The organism is Tardiphaga sp. (assembly GCF_044340795.1).
In the GTDB taxonomy this organism is placed as follows: domain Bacteria; phylum Pseudomonadota; class Alphaproteobacteria; order Rhizobiales; family Xanthobacteraceae; genus Tardiphaga.
In genome coordinates this window covers 13,229-29,566 of the sequence record NZ_JBIISY010000062.1, presented here as the reverse complement: position 1 = coordinate 29,566, position 16,338 = coordinate 13,229, and the positions used below count along the sequence as shown (strand labels likewise).

Here is a 16,338-nt window from a genome sequence, read left to right as displayed (position 1 = left end):
TCCCGAAAGACAGATCAACCCCAGGCGCGATCATGAAAGCAGTGGCATTTACATTGAGCGAACCGAAGCCGCCACCATTGATCGCCGCAGCGGACATGCTGGTCATCTTCAACGTGACGCTCGGCAACTGGCTTGCAACCGAAACTGTTGCTGCGCTGTCCAGGTAAAAATATTTGTTGAGCAGCGCGAGCTGGGCCAGATGAGTCGTCAGCACCGAGGCCAGCGGCTGGCTGATCGTGGGCGCCGCACCGCCGTCATAGGCGTCGACAATGGCGAGCCCACCGCCGCGGATCAGGCTCTGCGTGCCATTGCGGATCGGCAGGCGTACGCCGCTCAGGCGGAACGCGGTGTCGATGCCCGAACTGTATTCTGCGTAGAGATCGAGATTGCCCGTACCGGCGAGTGCTTTGATCGCCCCTGTGGTCCGATCGATATAATACAACGTGGTCGGCAGCAGATAGCCGGTAGTCGGCTCGGACACCGTACCGACCGCAAGATTGAGAGTGCCGCCCACCGATCCGGCACCTCCGGCCTGCGCCAGGAACGTAGCATCGACCCGATCAGTGGCATTGCCGCGGAAGTTCAGCGAGATCGTGCCGCCATCACTGGTCAGAGCATAGACGTCGGACGTATTGCGCGCCCCGTCGCGGTCGAACATGCCGCTGGTACCGGACACGTCGACCAGCGAACCGGTCTCCAATGTGATTTTTGCGGCATTGTTGAAGCTCACCGTGCCGCCGGCGCGTACCTCGCCGGAGCGTAAGCCGCGATTGCTGACCTCGGTGACCATCGCACCGCGGGCGAGAATCCGGGCGTTGGCCATCAACGTCAGATCACCGCCGGCAGTGAGCGTGATGGTGCCGGCAGGTGCGTCGACAGTGCCGCGAATGGTCAGGTTGCCCGGGACCTTGGTGCCCGAGGGATCGTCATGACCGTTGGCAACAAGCGAGATGCTGCCGCCGACATCGGTGGAGATGACGGCGCCAGCGCCGATCACCACATTGTCGCCGATCAGGCCGAGCGAGGTCGGCTTGCCCGCCATGCGCTCGGCTAGCGGACGCGTCGCAAATGGGGCGATATGGTGGATCAGTGCGCCCGTAGGAACGGTAGAGGGATCGAATCTCGTGAGGTCGATGCTTTGCGGAATCTGCGCGATGATCGCACCATCGGCGACAGTGATGTCACCAGTGGTGGTCAATTCGAAGCTGCGGAAACCACGCTCGGCGAACAGCGTGCCAGGCAGCCAACCGGTTGCGGCATCGGCGGGCAGCGTGCCGCCGATCTGGATCCCGCCTGACGTGATGACCGAAAGCGTGCCGCCCGACGCCATCGAATAACCGCGCAGGTCGAGATCAGCCAGTTGCGCGACATCCCCCGGCGACAGCGACAGCGCGCCGGCATCACCAAGCTTCAGCTTCGGCTTGATGCCCGTGGTGTCGTACCAGCCACCACCGGAGACATCGAAGATGGCACCGGGCGCGAGATCGCCCACCGCCCTGATGCTGCCGCCTTTGATGATTGGTGGCTGGCCGCCGGCTACGCCGTTACGCCATTCACCGCTGACATCAACGGAAGCGGTAGAGCCGAAATGCGCGATCTTGGCACCGGCGATAATAACACTGCCGCCAGCGATGCGGATGCTGCCATCGACCGTGAAAGTCGTCGTCGGACTCGACGAATTCACAGTGACGCTGAAACTGGTCGCCGGTGCCAGTTCCAGCCGTTCGCCCTTGGCCAACGTGAAGCTGTTGCGAACGACAAGATTGAAATTGGCAATACCGGACTCAGCGAGAACATCGGAGCTCAGATAGGTGACCTTGGTGGGCTCGATCCAGTTGTCCGGTACGGAAGGATCGCGCGGAATCTCTTTGGTCGGATCGTTAGGATCCGCGAGCGGCGGCTTGAGCACCGGCGCCACGCCCCAACGCGGGCCCGGCATGTCCGACGACGTGAAGCCGGCTGGCAACAGCACGGGGTTGTCAGTGATGATCAGATCGCCGATCAGCCAGCGGCCATACTCGTCGCCGAGCGCGCCGACCGTCAACTTGCCGCCAGTGACCAGATCGCCGGATGTCAGCTGCCGCTCGCCGTTCACGACGCCGCCCCAGTAGCTGCCATCAAGCACGAGGCCGGATGCCACATAGAAGCGGATCTCGCCGGCCGCGCGGCCTTCGACATACCCCCGCTCGAAACGCCGATTTACACCGCGATCGAAGATGGTTGTCCATGTTTCGGTCAGGCGCGTGTCGGTCTTGCCCTGCGAATTATGCGTGCGCGAGAACGAGCCCGCGAAGCCGACATAAAGCTGGTCGGGCATGGCCTTGCCGATGTCATAGATGCGGCCATCGATGCCCACCAGCTTGGTGGTGGTGATCCAGCCATCCTGATAGCGCACCGAGCCGCCCGAGACGTCGAGCAGCGAGCCCTGACGCGTGATGAAGTCGCCGCTCGATTTGACCAGGATCGAGCCGGCGTTCGTGGACAATTCGCCGAGCGTGGTCTTGCCGACGCCGATCCAGCCGGAAAAGTCACCGAGTGGCGTACCCACCCATTTGCCGGGCGCGCCCTCGATCCATTGGACGGCGACCATCGGACCGTCACCGAACAGACCGCTGACGCGCTTGTCGACACTGACCGATTTGCCGCGCAACCAGGAGTCCCGGTACAGTGGGGAGTCGCGCAATTCATTGATACGGAATTCACCAGTGACGACGTTGCTCTCCATGGTGAGCAGCACGTCCTGCAGGCCGGCGACGCTGAGATAGGCGTCCTCACCGATATACACACGACTGCCATCGTAGATACTGCGCTCGCCGGTAATTGGCGTCTCGCCGGTATCGGCCCGCGTACTGGCGACGATGCTAATCTTGCCGGCCGGCACGATCACATTTGCGGCGGATCCGATGTCGATCAGCTTGCCGCGCAGCTCGATCTTGCCGGGGCTGTAGCGCGTCGCCAGCGAAGTCTGCTCGATCTCGCTGGTGTCGGTGAGATCCGGCATCGCCGTGGTGACGCTGCCGCTACCGAGCGTCAGGGTCCCTGTTGCCCAGTAGCGCAAGGGCGAGCCCTCCGGCAGCGAGCTCGCATAAGCGAGCATGCCCTGATCCCACGCGCGTAGCCGGATCGAGCCCTCGCGATTATTGAGCGCGGTGGAGGCCTCGAGAGCGCCGTTCTGCACGATGTTGCGCGACGTCAGCGTGATGTTGCCGTGATCGGCCGACACCATCCCGTTGTTGACAACGGTGTAGCCGACCGACGCTGCACGCGCTTGCATTTCAGGGAAAAGCAGCGACTTCATATCCTTGATGAACTGCTTGTCCGGATTTTCCCAATTGGTCTGCCCGCTCGCGGTCGCCATGTGGTAGTAATCGAACATCCAGCGCATCGGCGCCGAGACGGCGATGTCCAGCCCGCGCACGCCGTTGATGTCGGCGGCGAGATAGACCTGCTCGCCTGCCGCCAGGATCACCTGCCCGTCCGGCGCGGAGATGCGCCCATCATTGAACACGCGCGGCGCGAAGACCAACGCCTTGCCGCCCGACGCCATCGTCAGTTGCGCACCCGCCTCAACGCGCACATCGCCCGGCGCCTCTCCGATGACTGCACCTACGACCTGCGCTGGATCGGTCAGCCCCACCTGCTGGTTCGGTCGCGTCTGTCCGAGATAGCCGAATTGCGGCTTCGCAATACTGCTGCCGCTGTCGTCTTGGTACACAAACAACTGCGCATTGATGCCGGCGCGGAATTGCTCATTCGACAGGCTCAGCGACGACGCGACGAAGCTGTGGACATTGACCTGGCTAGCGCCACCGAACACGATGCCATTCTTGTTGATGACATAGACCTGTCCTTCAGCCTTTATCGTGCCGAGAATCCGGCTTGGCGCCAGCGACGGATCGGTGACGCGATTGAGCGCGATCCAGTTGGCCCTGTCCGCGCCGCCTGCAGTCTGGTTGAAATAGACATCGGTCTCGCGGCCCACATTGAAGCTCGACCAGTTGAGGATCGCCTTCGCTTCGGTCTGCTTGATTTCCACCTGCGTACGACCGCCCGCCTGCGCCTGTGTAGGCGTATTGGCGCCGACCCAGACATCCGGCGTCACGCCGGCGCCAGGCGCGACCACGAGACCGCCGGCCGCCAGTCCATTGGGGACCGCACTCCCCGTCGCGGCGAGCGCAGCCGCCCGCGCCGCGCTCTGCGCATCACGGATCGCCTGCAGCGACCGGGCAGCGCGCGCCATGGACTGGATGGCCCGCTGGCCGGCGGCCGACGACTGCTGTGCACTGGCCGCGGCTGCGGCGGCCGCGACGGCGGTGGGATTGCTGACACCGGCCGCATTGCCGCCGCCGAGGCCGCGCGCATCGGCCCTGGTCACCGCGCCGAGCAGCACCACGAGGCTTGCCCCCACGAGCAATCTGCTGCGCTTGAACAGCGTGCGCGATGCAGGTGACGGCGAGCGGGCGGCGTGAACGATCATGGCGTCTCTCATCATTCCAAAGGCATGCGCCATCCGCCGGATCAGCCCGGACATGGCAGCGTCCTCCCTGAGACACTTGGGAGCACGAGGCCCCCACCGAATTTTTATGAAGTTTTCATGTCAGCCGACGCTGGACGACCGCAACTTTCGATTGTGGTCAGCCGAGCAGGATCAGCCCGCCCGGGAGCGTGCGGCGCTTGATTCCGAATGCCAGTTCGATCTGCGTCAATGCATCATCAGGGCGGTCGATCCTGAACCGGCCGTTGACGGGACTTCGCGCCAGATTGCGATCGAGCAGGACGATGTGCCCCGTCCGATAGCGGTTCAAATCGGCAATCACCTCGTCCAGCGGCGTCATGTCGAACACCATCAGGCCGCGTTGCCACGCTGACGCAATGGCGGGATCGATTGACACCGCTTCGTCGATCGCGCCGGATCGATAGCTGACCTGCTGCTGTGCGCGCAGCATCAAGGTTCGGCTGGGATGGGCGACGCGAACCTCATTGGCATAACATGTCACGCGTACTTCGGCTCCGACACGGCGGATGTCGAAGCGTCCATGGGCCGTGGCGGTCGTACCGCTGTCGGCGCGCACCTCCAGATCGCGGAGCCGATCTTCGGAGGCAGCAAAAGACGCCTCGCCCGAAATCAACTCGACCACACCATCGGTCACCGACAGGCTGGTGCGCGCATTCATCTCGATCGCTACGCCGTCAGCGACGGAAATTTCGCGCCGTTCGCCGACGCCGGTACGGAAATCGGCCTGCAATTCGGAATAAGACGGCCAAAGATCGAGCGGAGGCCGGACGAGCAGCACTCCTCCCGCGGAGGCCGCGATGGCGCCGCCGATGAAAGCCCGCCGAGCCATGGTGCGCGATCGCTGACGGGCGGCCCGATTGGCCTCCTCGTCGAGAACTTTGCTGGCGGGCTCGACCGCACGCCACAGCCTGCTTGCGGATGAAAATGCCGATGCATGCGCGGGACTTCGACGGCACCATTCGCGCAAAGCATCGGCATCGGCGCCGGTTGCTTCGCCAGATGTCAGACGCCGCACCCAGGCATGGGCCTCCCGATCAAGCGGAGTCAGCTCTTGCAGTTCGGCCTCTGCCCTGGTCATTTTGTCTTCTTCCAGCCAAAACGCATCGCACAATATTCCTGTGCTTGCTGGAGCTCCTTGTCGACCATTCCCACCGAAATGCCGAAGCGGTCGGCTATCACCTGACGCGATACGCCATCGACCCGCGAGGCCAAGAGGATCGCCCGCTGCCGCTCGGGCAGTTTCGCGATGATCTTGCTCAGTCGCTCCATCTCGGCCCGGCCCTCGAATATCTGCAGCGCGTCGGGCGCTTCATCAGCGACGTGCAGCAAGCCATCGACCTCGGCAGCCGACAGCCGTCGATCAGCGCGCATGCGATTGAGAGCGACATTGAAGGCCGTGCGAAACAGGTATGCGGTCGGGTTACGCACGATGCCGGCGATCTCAGCGCCATCAAGGCGAAGATACGTCTCCTGTAGCGCGTCCTCTGCCCAGTCTTGCGACCCTAGCCTACGTGTCAGCCGCGTTCTTAGCGTGCCATAGCGATCGGTGAGCAATTCCTGCAAGGTTGCGAGCGGCGATGAGGGTTGCGGCTTATTGCCGTGCTCTGGCGCGAGTTGCGGCGCCTTCGGCGATCCAAGAATTTTAGCCATGACGCAAGGCGCTTCTGATCGCGGGGCAGTCGACAGCTCCGCCCGACGATTGCGGCAGCACGACCATCGTGAATGGCTGCGACATGTGCGATGGTGCCGGCCGCCCGATGGGCAGCGTGCGCAGCACATCCGCGATCGCCTCGTCACGGTCAACGTCGCCGGAGGACCCAAGCAGGTTGAATTGCTCGATGTCTCCCATCGACCCCACCCTGAAACTCAACGCAATACGATAGTCGGCCGGCCGGGTCACACGCCGCGCGCACAGCGCCGCATTGATCCGCTCCTGAAGCAGAGCGGAATAATCGCGTTGAACATTATCCTGCTGCGCGATCGCAGCCCTCGCGATTCTCGCAGCCGATCCGGCGGATCGCGTGTCGTCGCTTGAAAGCACCAAGGTGAAAGCATCGACCGATGCGTATCGCGCGGCCAGGCCGGTATCGCGGAGCAGCAATGTCAACGCATTCTCGGACGTATAGCGACCGGTGAGAGGTTTCGACATACGTCCAGTGGCAAGTTCGCCGCGATAAAGGCCAACGATTCCGGTTATCGCGCCGTAGCTATCGAGCGCCGACGCCAACGATTGCTGAGGGATATCAAACTGGAACAGCGCTTGCTCATCTGCTTCAACCGGTGCAGTTGATTGGCTCACGTTCAACACGGCGATCGATGCAACCAGGAGGACGCGCCCCCGAACAGTGGCAAACCATTGGCGACCCAGCCCGCGCGAGCACTTCATCCCCACGTTATGGCACCTTGAAAATCACAGCCCCTGATCGGCAGGTTGATCAACTACAGATCGAGCGCTTATTACCGCTGCTGTGATGACAACAGAGTGACAATCGAGCGCGGCCGGGGCTCGTCTTGGCGCAAGTTACAGAAATCAAATGATCTTATCAGCCGCGCAGTGCTGACTGTTGGCTCCGGATCAGCCGCGTCGCAGGCGAACGCCCCATCCTCCCGAGCCGATTTGTCAAACGTAGATCTAAGCGGCCCGTTTGCGTGCTCATCAAACAACCCACCAATCATATTGAGGCAACGAGCCAACGTCGCGCATCCATCACGCCGATGCAGATCCGTATCTGCCATGAATGATCTTTCGCGATGTACGCACCACTCAAACTCGTCGCGGCTCAAGGCTAACTTGAAGTTGCCAGTGTGTGCGATCGAATCCGGTCCAGCAGTGATCACGAGCAGATGTGCGAAACCATGATCCTGCAACACGTTCGATCCTCAGCAAATACAAGGCGACGGTTACATGCTTTACGAAAAGCTCACCGACGCCAACCGCAAGGTGCGTGCGGCAGCCGTCAATACACTCGCTGAGGATCTCTCTACGCTGCGCGCCGAGCTCGGCCTGAGCTAACGGCGCTTAGCCCTTTCCCGGCACAGACGCACTGCGTCTGCAAGGAGATGAATGCCGCGCTCGATCCGTCCGGTGTCGAGCGCAGCATAGCCCATGATCAGGGTGACGCGATCAGGCCGCACAGCTGCCGCATAGAGGTCTGACACCGAATGCAGGCCGACGCCCACCCGACGCGCGGTGTCGATCAGCTCGGCTTCCAGCTTGCGCGGCAGGTCCAGGAAGCGCGCGACCACATGGAGCCCGGCGTCGGCGCCTGCAATGACGACGCGATCCCCGAATGTCAGGCGCAGCGCGGCTAGCAACGTCTCGCGCCGTTCGCGATGCAGGCGACGCATCTTGCGGATATGGCTCTCATAGCGCCCGCTCTCGATGATCGAGGCTAGCGCCTCCTGTTCGAGCATTGCGGAGTGCCGGTCCGACAGCCGCTTGGCCATGGCGAATGCAACCTGCATGTCGTGCGGCACGACCAGATAGCCGATGCGCAGCGTCGGTGACAGCGTCTTTGACACGGTGCCGAGATAGATCACATGGCCATACGCGTCCAGCGTATGCAACGGCGGCACCGGATCGATATCGTAGCGAAACTCGCTGTCGTAATCGTCTTCGATCACATGCGCATTGCTGCGACGCGCCCATTCCAGCAACTGTCGCCGCCTTGACACCGCCATCACGCTGCCGAGCGGAAACTGGTGCGACGGCGTTACATAGACGAGCCGCGCCGCGCCAGGCGCCAGCGTGTCCGTCACCAGCCCCTCGTCATCCACCGGCGTCGGAATGGCCACGGCGCCGGTACCCGCGAATGTGTGGCGCGCCATGGCGTAGCCGGGCTCCTCGACCACGAAACGATCATCGGCATCGAGCAGCAGGCGCGCGCAGAGATCGAGCCCCTGCTGCGAGCCGTTGACGACAACGATCTGCTCGAGATCGCAACGCAGCCCCCGCGCGCGCCACAGATAACCCTGCAGCGCCGAGCGGAGCCGCCGCGAGCCGCACGCGTCATCGTAACCGAGCCGATCCGCTCGCCCGGCCATCGCTGCATGGATGGCGCGCCGCCAGATCGCTTGCGGAAAGTCACCGGCCGCCAGTTCGCCATAGCGGAAATCAGCGATCAGCTTGCCCCCATCGCTGTCCGGCGCCATCGCAACACGCCGCAATCGTTTGCCATAGGCCGACAACTGAACCGCTTTGCGCGCGCGCGTTGCCCGGACGGGCGTTACGTGCCGTAACAGACCCGCAACCACGCGCGGACGCGCCCCTTGCCGAACCGCGACAAAGCCTTCGGCAAGCAGCTGATCATAGGCGACGGTGATCGTTGTTCGTGACACGCCAAGCTCGACCGCCAGACTACGTGATGACGGCAACTGTCCGTCAATGCCGAACACACCGGCGGCAATCTGGTCGCGCAAGGTCTCATAGATCTGCCGCGCGCTGATCCGGGTTGCTCCGGCACCCGCTTTTCTGATCACAACTGGACCACTCTTATTTGCACTAACTGGACATTTTAACAGTCCAGCGAAATCTGTAAACCACATCATCGGGCGAACTCACCGCCGCGCTCCGATGATGAGGGCAGATCTCATGTCAGCAATCGACCTGGCACCGGAATGGCTGACCACGGAGTGGTTCAATACCCCCTCGCCACTGTCGCTGGAGGCGCTGCGTGGCCGGGTGGTCATGCTGACTGCTTTCCAGATGCTGTGCCCGGGCTGCGTCAGCGATGGCCTGCCCCAGGCACAGCGCGTTACGGCGACCTTCAAATCCTCCGACTTGGCCGTGATCGGACTCCACAGCGTGTTCGAACATCACGAGGCGATGGGACCAAATGCGCTGCGGGCTTTCCTGCACGAATACAAGATCCGCTTTCCGGTGGGCGTCGACAGGCCGGACGGCACCGGCCTGCCGCACACCATGCGCACCTACGGTTTCCAGGGCACGCCGACCACGCTGCTGTTCGATCGCGCCGGTCAACTCCGCCGTCATGTGTTCGGCCATATTCCCGATCTGCAGCTTGGTGCCGAACTGATGGCACTTATCGGTGAGCAGCCGCTCGCGCAAACCGAGCTGACAAGCGACGTGAACGGCGTGTGCGCGCCGGAAGGATGCAGGTGAGCCATGGATGCGACCACACAGTCCGCCGAAAATCTGACGCCGGACGATATCGCCCGCTTCGGTCCGGATCCGGAAGCGGCCTTCCGCAACAATCTCGAAGCCGTCGAAGCCCGCATTGCCGATGCGTGCAGCCGTGTCGGTCGGGAACGTGCATCCGTGCGGCTGCTGCCCATCACCAAGACCGTTCCGGCCCATGTGCTCCGCCTCGCGTTCCAGGCGGGCATCCGCAATTTCGGTGAGAACAAGATCCAGGAGGCGACGGGCAAGAAGGAAGTGCTCGACGACCTGCCGATCACCTGGAGCATCGTCGGCCACCTGCAGACCAACAAGGTAAAATATCTGACGCGCTTCGTGCGCGAGTTTCACGCCCTCGACAGCATGCGCCTCGCCGAGCTTCTCAATGCGCGGCTGGAGCGCGAAGACCGTTGGCTCGACATCTATGTTCAGGTCAACACGTCCGGTGAGGAGAGCAAGTTCGGGCTGCATCCGGATGCCTTGCTGCCTTTCGTCGACTGTCTCGACCAGTTCCCTCGCCTGCGCCCGCGCGGGCTGATGACACTTGCGCTGTTCAGCGACGACATGGCGCGTGTGCGCCCTTGTTTCGCTCTGCTGCGCAGGCTTCGCGACCAGGCAGCGAAACGCGATCCGCGTCTGGCTGAACTCTCCATGGGCATGACCGGCGATTTCGAAGTCGCCATCGAGGAAGGCGCTGACGTCGTTCGTGTGGGACAAGCCATATTCGGCAAGCGCCCGACACCGGACGGGCACTATTGGCCGGACTATCCGAAATCCTGATGCGATGATGGCCACCATGCAAACAAGGCGGCAGGCAATCGCCATCCGGCACGTTTCGTTCGAGACGCTCGGCACATTCGAAACCGAGCTGGAACGCGCCGGCTATGAACTCACCTATGCAGATGTCGCCAATGGCGGCCTCGCCATCCTGGATGCGCTTGTGCCCGATCTGCTGATCGTTCTTGGCGGACCGATCGGCGTCTACGAGGCCGACACCTATCCGTTCCTGATCACGGAACTGGCGCTCATCAAAAGTCGGCTGCGCGCGGGCCTGCCTTTGCTCGGCATCTGTCTTGGCGCTCAATTGATCGCCGCCGCTCTCGATGCAAGGGTCGCCTCCACCGGCGTGAAGGAGATCGGCTTCGCGCCGCTCGCACTCACCGATGCCGGCGCCAACGGTCCGCTGCGCCATCTGGCGGACGTACCGGTTCTGCATTGGCATGGGGACGCTTTCGAGCTGCCCGTCGGCGCAACACTGCTTGCGACCACACCGGTCTGCAACCAGGCCTTTGCCGTCGGGCGGAATGTGCTCGGGCTCCAGTTCCATCCCGAGGCCGACACAACGGGCGACCTCGAAGCCTGGCTGATCGGCCATGCCTGCGAACTCGCCGGCGCTGCCATCAACCCGCGGATCATCCGCACCGATGCGCGCCGCCACGGTTCAGCGCTCGCTGATGCCGGCCGTGCCATGTTCGCGGAGTGGCTGTCCCATACGCACAACGGAACAGGCAGCGCCCGGTGGTGAACGGTTTCTCGGCCGGAGAATGACACGGGACCGAGCGCGGGAACTGGCGACCATATAGTTAGCGGTATCCTGCCGCGGCTGTCGCAAATCCGTCGCTTTGCCTCTAGCATCGGCCACAATCCTGGTCTATTCGACCGATCATGATCAAAGCGCGGACTGCCAAATTTCAGATCGGACAGATCGTCCGTCACCGGATCTATTCGTTCCGTGGCGTCGTGTTCGACATTGATCCGGTGTTCAACAACACCGAGGAATGGTGGCAGTCGATCCCGGAGGAAGTCCGGCCGCACAAGGATCAGCCATTCTATCACCTGCTCGCCGAGAATTCGGAATCCGAATACATCGCCTATGTGTCCGAGCAGAACCTCGTCCCCGACGAAACCGGCGAGCCGATCCGCCATTCCCAGGTCGCTGAAATCTTCGTTCGCGACAAGACCGGCGGCTATCGCCAGCGCAACCAGTCGCTGAATTAAAACTCCGTCCCTCATGGTGAGGAGCGCGCCCTTGCGCGCGTCTCCAACCATGAGTTGGCCTGGCTCCTGAGCTCGCGGCCATCCCTTGCGAATGGCTACGCCATTCGCTGGGAGACGCGACCAAGAGGCCGCTCCTCAGGATGAAGGCTGGATTTATAGAAACGCTATCGCCCAACAAAAAAGGCGCCCCACCGGGCGCCTTTTCGTTTGTCTGACCGACCCGCTTACTTCGCAGCCGGATTGGCCGGGGCCGGCGCTGCGGGAGCAGCACCGCCTGCGGGCTGCTGTGCTTCGAGCTTGGCGCGGGCTTCCGCAGCGCGCTTCTGCAGCTCTTCCTGCAGCTTCTTCTGGGTTTCCTCGAACACCTTCGGATCGGTCGGCGGGCCATCATAGGCCTTGGCGAATTCAGCCAGCGGCAGCGGCAGCGTCAGCGGGGCGCCGTTGGAGTTGATCGCCTGCACGACCAGATTCTGGCCCTTCTTCAGGTTGGCCAGCAGTTCCGGGGTGACTTCGTAGTCCGACATACAGCCGTTCTGGAAGCAGATCACATACGGGCTCTGCGCCGGGGCGTTGTTGTCGACGATCACGCGGGTGCCGTGCACGAGCTGCATGCCGAGCGGCAGCGTCACGCGCAAGATCTTCTTCGGCTCGCCTTCCGGCTCGATGATCACGGCGGCGATGACCGGCTGCCCCGATTCGATGCGGCCGTCCTTGCCGGTGAAGCAGACCTGCTTGGCATTGGCGTCCTGGCCCTTGAGGCAGAACTTGGTCCACGGTGCGTAGATCAGCTGAACCTGCTGCTGCTCACCCTGCGGCTGCTGCGGAGCGGCCTGCTGCTGGGCGGGAGCGGCCGGGGCGGCCTTCGGAGCAGCCTTCGGGGCCGCAGCCTTCGGAGCGGGAGCGGCTTTCGGCGGGGCTGCCGGAGCGCCCGGGGCCGGTGCCTGGGCGAATGCGTCAGAACCGATCACGCCTGCGGTCAGGGCCGTCGCCGCCAGTAGCGCGAAGCCTCGTCCGCGCGGCAACACCGACGCAGCCAAGAGACGGAAAGTCATTGCGGAAAACCCTTTCTGAACGGAAGCGCTCATAATCCCGGAGGCGGCGCTGACATAACCCGTGAACTGTCACCCGTTGCCGGGTGTCTCGCTGCCGATTACGGCCGTTACGTGACAGGCTGCGCCGCCCTCGTCAATTGCCCGCTCTCAATACAGCGGAACACGGAAAGATCAATGGCAGCAGCATGATTTGCTGCATGGTACATATGGCAAACGCACAGCCATGCTAGGTTTCCAGCGTGAGTTCAACCGAATCAAATCGCTCTAATCGGCTGCGGATGGGGTGGGTACACGGCCTGCTTGCGGCCCTGATTGCGCTCACCGCCATCACCGATCGCGCAGCCGCTGATTCCCGCCCCCGGCATGCGATTGCCATGCATGGCCAGCCGGCGTTGCCACCCGATTTCAAGCACATGCCATATGTCAATCCGGACGCGCCCAAGGGCGGCCGGATCACCTGGGGCGTGCTCGGCACCTTCGATAGTCTCAACCCGTTCATCGTGCGCGGCATCGCAGTGCAGCAAATGCGAAGCTACGTGACGGAGAGCCTGCTCGCCCGCGGGCAGAACGAGCCATTCACGCTGTATGGCCTGCTGGCCGAAAGCGTCGAAACCGACGATGACCGCAACTACGTGACCTTCAGGGTCAATCCGAAGGCGCGCTTCTCGGACGGCAAGCCAGTGACAGCGGAGGACGTGCTGTTCTCCTGGCAGCTTCTGAAGGAGCGCGGTCGCCCGCATTTCCGGCAGTACTTTGGCAAGGTGACCAAAGCCGAGCTGCAAGGCCCGCTCACCATCCGTTTTGATATCGCCGAGGCCGATGATCGCGAACTGCCGTTGATCCTTGGCCTGATGCCGATCCTGCCGAAACATGCGGTCGATCCGGAGACCTTCGAGGACACCACCATGGCGCCGCCGCTGGGCTCGGGGCCGTACACGGTCACAAATGTGCGTCCCGGCGCCAGTGTGACCATGACCCGCAATCCCGACTACTGGGGCCGCGATCTGCCCATCAATCGCGGGCTATGGAATTTCGATGAAGTCCATATCGACTATTATCGCGAAGCCAACGGCATGTTCGAGGCTTTCAGCCGCGGGCTCTATGATTTCCGGGTCGAGAACGAGCCGCTGCGCTGGCACGAAAGCTACAATTTCGCTGCGGTGAAATCCGGCGAGGTGATCCGCGACACCGTCAAGACCGGGCTGCCGAAACCGTCGGAATTCCTGGTCTTCAATACGCGCAGGCCCGTGTTTGCCGATATCCGCGTCCGCCGCGCATTGACGCTGCTGTTCGATTTCGAATGGATCAATCGGAACTACTTCTTCGACCTCTATGCGCGATCCGGCGGCATTTTTGCCGGCTCCGAACTCTCCGCCTATGCCCGCCCGGCTGACAGAAGCGAGCGCGAACTGCTGAAGCCCTATGCCGCTCAGATCCCCGCCGAGATCATGGATGGCAGCTATCGCCTTCCCGTCAGCGACGGCTCTGGCCGCGACCGCCCGGCCCTGCGCACAGCCCTCGCGCTGCTGAGAGACGCCGGCTATCAGCTCGACAAGAACATCCTGCGCAAGACCTCCGACAGGACGCCGCTGAGTTTTGAAATCCTGGTCACCACCCGCGACCAGGAACGCATCGCGCTGACCTATGCGCGCGACCTCAAGCGCGCCGGCATCACCGCCACCATCCGCGCCGTCGACGGCGTGCAATTCGACCAGCGCCGCATAAACTATGAATTCGATATGCTCCCGAACCGCTGGGACAATTCGCTATCCCCGGGCAACGAGCAATCCTTCTATTGGGGCTCGGACGCCGCCGACGTGCCCGGCACCCGGAATTACATGGGCGCCAAGGACCCGGCCATTGACGCCATGATCGGCGCCATGCTGAAGGCCCGCGAGCGGCCGGATTTTGTCGCCGCCGTCCATGCCCTCGACCGCGCATGGATGTCCGGAGCTTACGCGATCCCTCTGTATAACGTACGTGAGCAATGGCTCGCGCGCTGGAATCGTATAGAACGGCCTCAGGCTATCTCGCTTGTCGGCACGTTGCCGGAAACGTGGTGGGCCAGACCGTCACCCGACCGGAAATGATCCCGTGACCTCACCCAGCACCTCGCCGACCCTCGATGGATTATTCCGCCGCTCGCTGCTTCGGCAGCCACAGGCGCTGGCGCTGGTCGATCCCGCCGACAAGATGCGCATCACGCAGACGCCGCCGCAGCGCCTGACCTTTGCTGCAGCAGACCGCGAGATCAACGCCCTCACGGCGCACTTTATCGAGATGGGCCTGCCGCCCGGCTCGGTCATCGCCTTACAGCTTCCAAACACGATCGAATTCGTCCTGACGGTGCTCGCCGCGCACCGCGCTGGCCTCGTCGTCGCTCTGCTGCCGCAGCTGTGGCGCCAGCATGATCTGACCACTGCGCTGAACCGCACCGGTGCCCGCGCCATCGTGACGTCGAGCAGGATCGACGGCGTCAGCCACGCCGATCTCGTCATGAATGCGGCCGCCGAGGCGTTCTCGATCCGTTATGTGGGCGGTTTCGGCAATGACCTGCCGGAAGGCATGACGCCCCTCGACCATGTGCTGGCCGGCCCCTTCATGGAGCCGCTGCCGCCGACACCCGATGCGCGCAGCGCCGCCATCATCACTTTCGACATCACGACCGACGGTTTCCGCGCCGTGCCGCGGACGCATCTGAACCTGATCTCCGGCGGCCTCGCGATTTTCCTCGAAAGCGGCCTGCCGCAAGGCGCAACCATCATGTCGGCGCTGGTGCCGACCTCGTTCGGCCACCTCGCCGCATCGCTGGTGACGTGGCTGCTGTCGGGCGGCGTGCTGTCGCTGCATCATCCCTTCGACAGCGCCGTGCTCGAGCGCGAGGTTGTCGAGGCCGGCTGCGATGTGCTGCTCGCGCCAGCGCCGTTTGCGCAGAGCCTTGCCGAAGGCGGCCTGCTCGACCGCGCACCGATGTTGCGACATGTCGTTGGCCTCTGGCGTGCGCCGGAGCAGGTGGAAAGCTCCGCCGCCTGGCCCACGACACAAGCCGGATTCACCGACGTCTATCTGTTCGGCGAAGCCGGGCTGTTCGGTGCCATTCGCGCCAGTGATGGCTTGCCGGCCACCATCATGCCGGGCCCCCATGGCGCACCGCGCGCCGCCGTCGGCTCGGCCGTTGCCGGCGAAACGCTGCTGACCCCGCGCGGCACCCTCGGTCTGCGCGGCCCGATGGTGCCGGTGCTCGCCTATACGGCTCAGGCCGATGCCAGCAACGGGCTGATCCCGGCCAAGCCGCTCGATTACGTCGACACCGGCTATCAGGCCCGGCTCGACCGCGGAACGGGCGCCCTGCACATCACTGCGCCGCCGTCGGGCGTCATGGCCGTGGGCGGCTATCGCTTCCTCGCGCAGGACCTCGGCGAATGGGCCAACCGGCTTGGCGACAATGCCATGCTCACCGCATTGCCCGACCGCCTCAGCGGCTATCGTCTCGCCGGCCGCGCCAGCGACAATGGCCGCGCGCGCGAGGCGCTGACCGAGCTCGGCCTCAATCCGCTGATGGTGGAAGCATTCAGGGATCGCGCCCAGGCCGACTAGCGCCCTTCCCCGCTGCCAAAACCTCGAAAACGCCAACA

At 63.4% G+C, this 16,338-nt stretch carries 12 protein-coding genes; 6 read left to right on the top strand and 6 right to left on the bottom strand.

What is annotated here, in order from left to right; translation table 11 throughout:
• From ACIQ17_RS12675 to ACIQ17_RS12655, 5 genes are all read right to left on the bottom strand, one after another.
• Window positions 1-4,477: filamentous hemagglutinin N-terminal domain-containing protein (locus tag ACIQ17_RS12675; RefSeq protein ID WP_398469039.1), on the bottom strand; the 4,477-nt coding region annotated here is incomplete at its 3' end.
• A gap of 157 nt (window positions 4,478-4,634) precedes the next feature.
• On the bottom strand, window positions 4,635-5,594 hold the full coding sequence (locus ACIQ17_RS12670; protein WP_398469037.1) for a FecR family protein: 960 nt from the start codon (window positions 5,592-5,594) through the stop codon (window positions 4,635-4,637).
• The gene (locus tag ACIQ17_RS12665) at window positions 5,591-6,079 is read right to left on the bottom strand and encodes an RNA polymerase sigma factor (protein WP_398469035.1); all 489 of its coding nucleotides are present in this window, start codon (window positions 6,077-6,079) and stop codon (window positions 5,591-5,593) included. Before ACIQ17_RS12665 ends, ACIQ17_RS12670 begins: the two co-directional genes overlap by 4 nt.
• A gap of 79 nt (window positions 6,080-6,158) precedes the next feature.
• Window positions 6,159-6,908 (bottom strand): STN domain-containing protein, encoded by a 750-nt coding sequence (locus ACIQ17_RS12660; RefSeq protein ID WP_398469033.1) that lies wholly within the window; start codon window positions 6,906-6,908, stop codon window positions 6,159-6,161.
• Window positions 6,909-7,525: 617 nt separating this feature from the next.
• Window positions 7,526-8,995, bottom strand: a complete 1,470-nt coding sequence (locus tag ACIQ17_RS12655; protein WP_398469031.1) for a PLP-dependent aminotransferase family protein — start codon at window positions 8,993-8,995, stop codon at window positions 7,526-7,528.
• Between the two features lie 112 nt (window positions 8,996-9,107).
• On the opposite strand from ACIQ17_RS12655, the gene ACIQ17_RS12650 reads away from it, so the two are divergent.
• The 4 genes from ACIQ17_RS12650 to hspQ all read left to right on the top strand — a co-directional run bounded on the left by ACIQ17_RS12650 (window position 9,108) and on the right by hspQ (window position 11,651).
• Entirely contained in the window at window positions 9,108-9,638 is a 531-nt protein-coding gene (locus ACIQ17_RS12650) for a redoxin domain-containing protein (RefSeq protein WP_398469029.1), read from the top strand.
• 3 nt (window positions 9,639-9,641) lie between these two features.
• Window positions 9,642-10,433 carry a YggS family pyridoxal phosphate-dependent enzyme gene (locus tag ACIQ17_RS12645; protein ID WP_398469027.1) on the top strand — a complete coding sequence of 264 codons (792 nt, stop codon included), beginning with the start codon at window positions 9,642-9,644 and terminating at the stop codon, window positions 10,431-10,433.
• 7 nt (window positions 10,434-10,440) lie between these two features.
• Window positions 10,441-11,178 carry a glutamine amidotransferase gene (locus ACIQ17_RS12640; RefSeq protein WP_398469025.1) on the top strand — a complete coding sequence of 246 codons (738 nt, stop codon included), beginning with the start codon at window positions 10,441-10,443 and terminating at the stop codon, window positions 11,176-11,178.
• 140 nt (window positions 11,179-11,318) lie between these two features.
• Complete coding sequence (gene hspQ, locus ACIQ17_RS12635; RefSeq protein ID WP_398469022.1) at window positions 11,319-11,651, top strand: heat shock protein HspQ; 333 nt, start codon at window positions 11,319-11,321, stop codon at window positions 11,649-11,651.
• 224 nt (window positions 11,652-11,875) lie between these two features.
• Here hspQ and ACIQ17_RS12630 read toward each other — a convergent pair whose 3' ends face one another.
• Entirely contained in the window at window positions 11,876-12,703 is an 828-nt protein-coding gene (locus tag ACIQ17_RS12630) for an invasion associated locus B family protein (RefSeq protein ID WP_398469020.1), read from the bottom strand.
• Between the two features lie 278 nt (window positions 12,704-12,981).
• Here ACIQ17_RS12630 and ACIQ17_RS12625 point away from each other — a divergent pair, with 278 nt between their 5' ends.
• Together ACIQ17_RS12625 and ACIQ17_RS12620 are read left to right on the top strand one after the other, a co-directional pair.
• Window positions 12,982-14,793, top strand: a complete 1,812-nt coding sequence (locus tag ACIQ17_RS12625) for an extracellular solute-binding protein (RefSeq protein WP_398469018.1) — start codon at window positions 12,982-12,984, stop codon at window positions 14,791-14,793.
• Between the two features lie 4 nt (window positions 14,794-14,797).
• A complete protein-coding gene (locus ACIQ17_RS12620) occupies window positions 14,798-16,300 on the top strand; it encodes an AMP-binding protein (protein ID WP_398469016.1) in 1,503 nt (500 codons plus the stop codon).
• Window positions 16,301-16,338 lie beyond the last annotated feature (38 nt).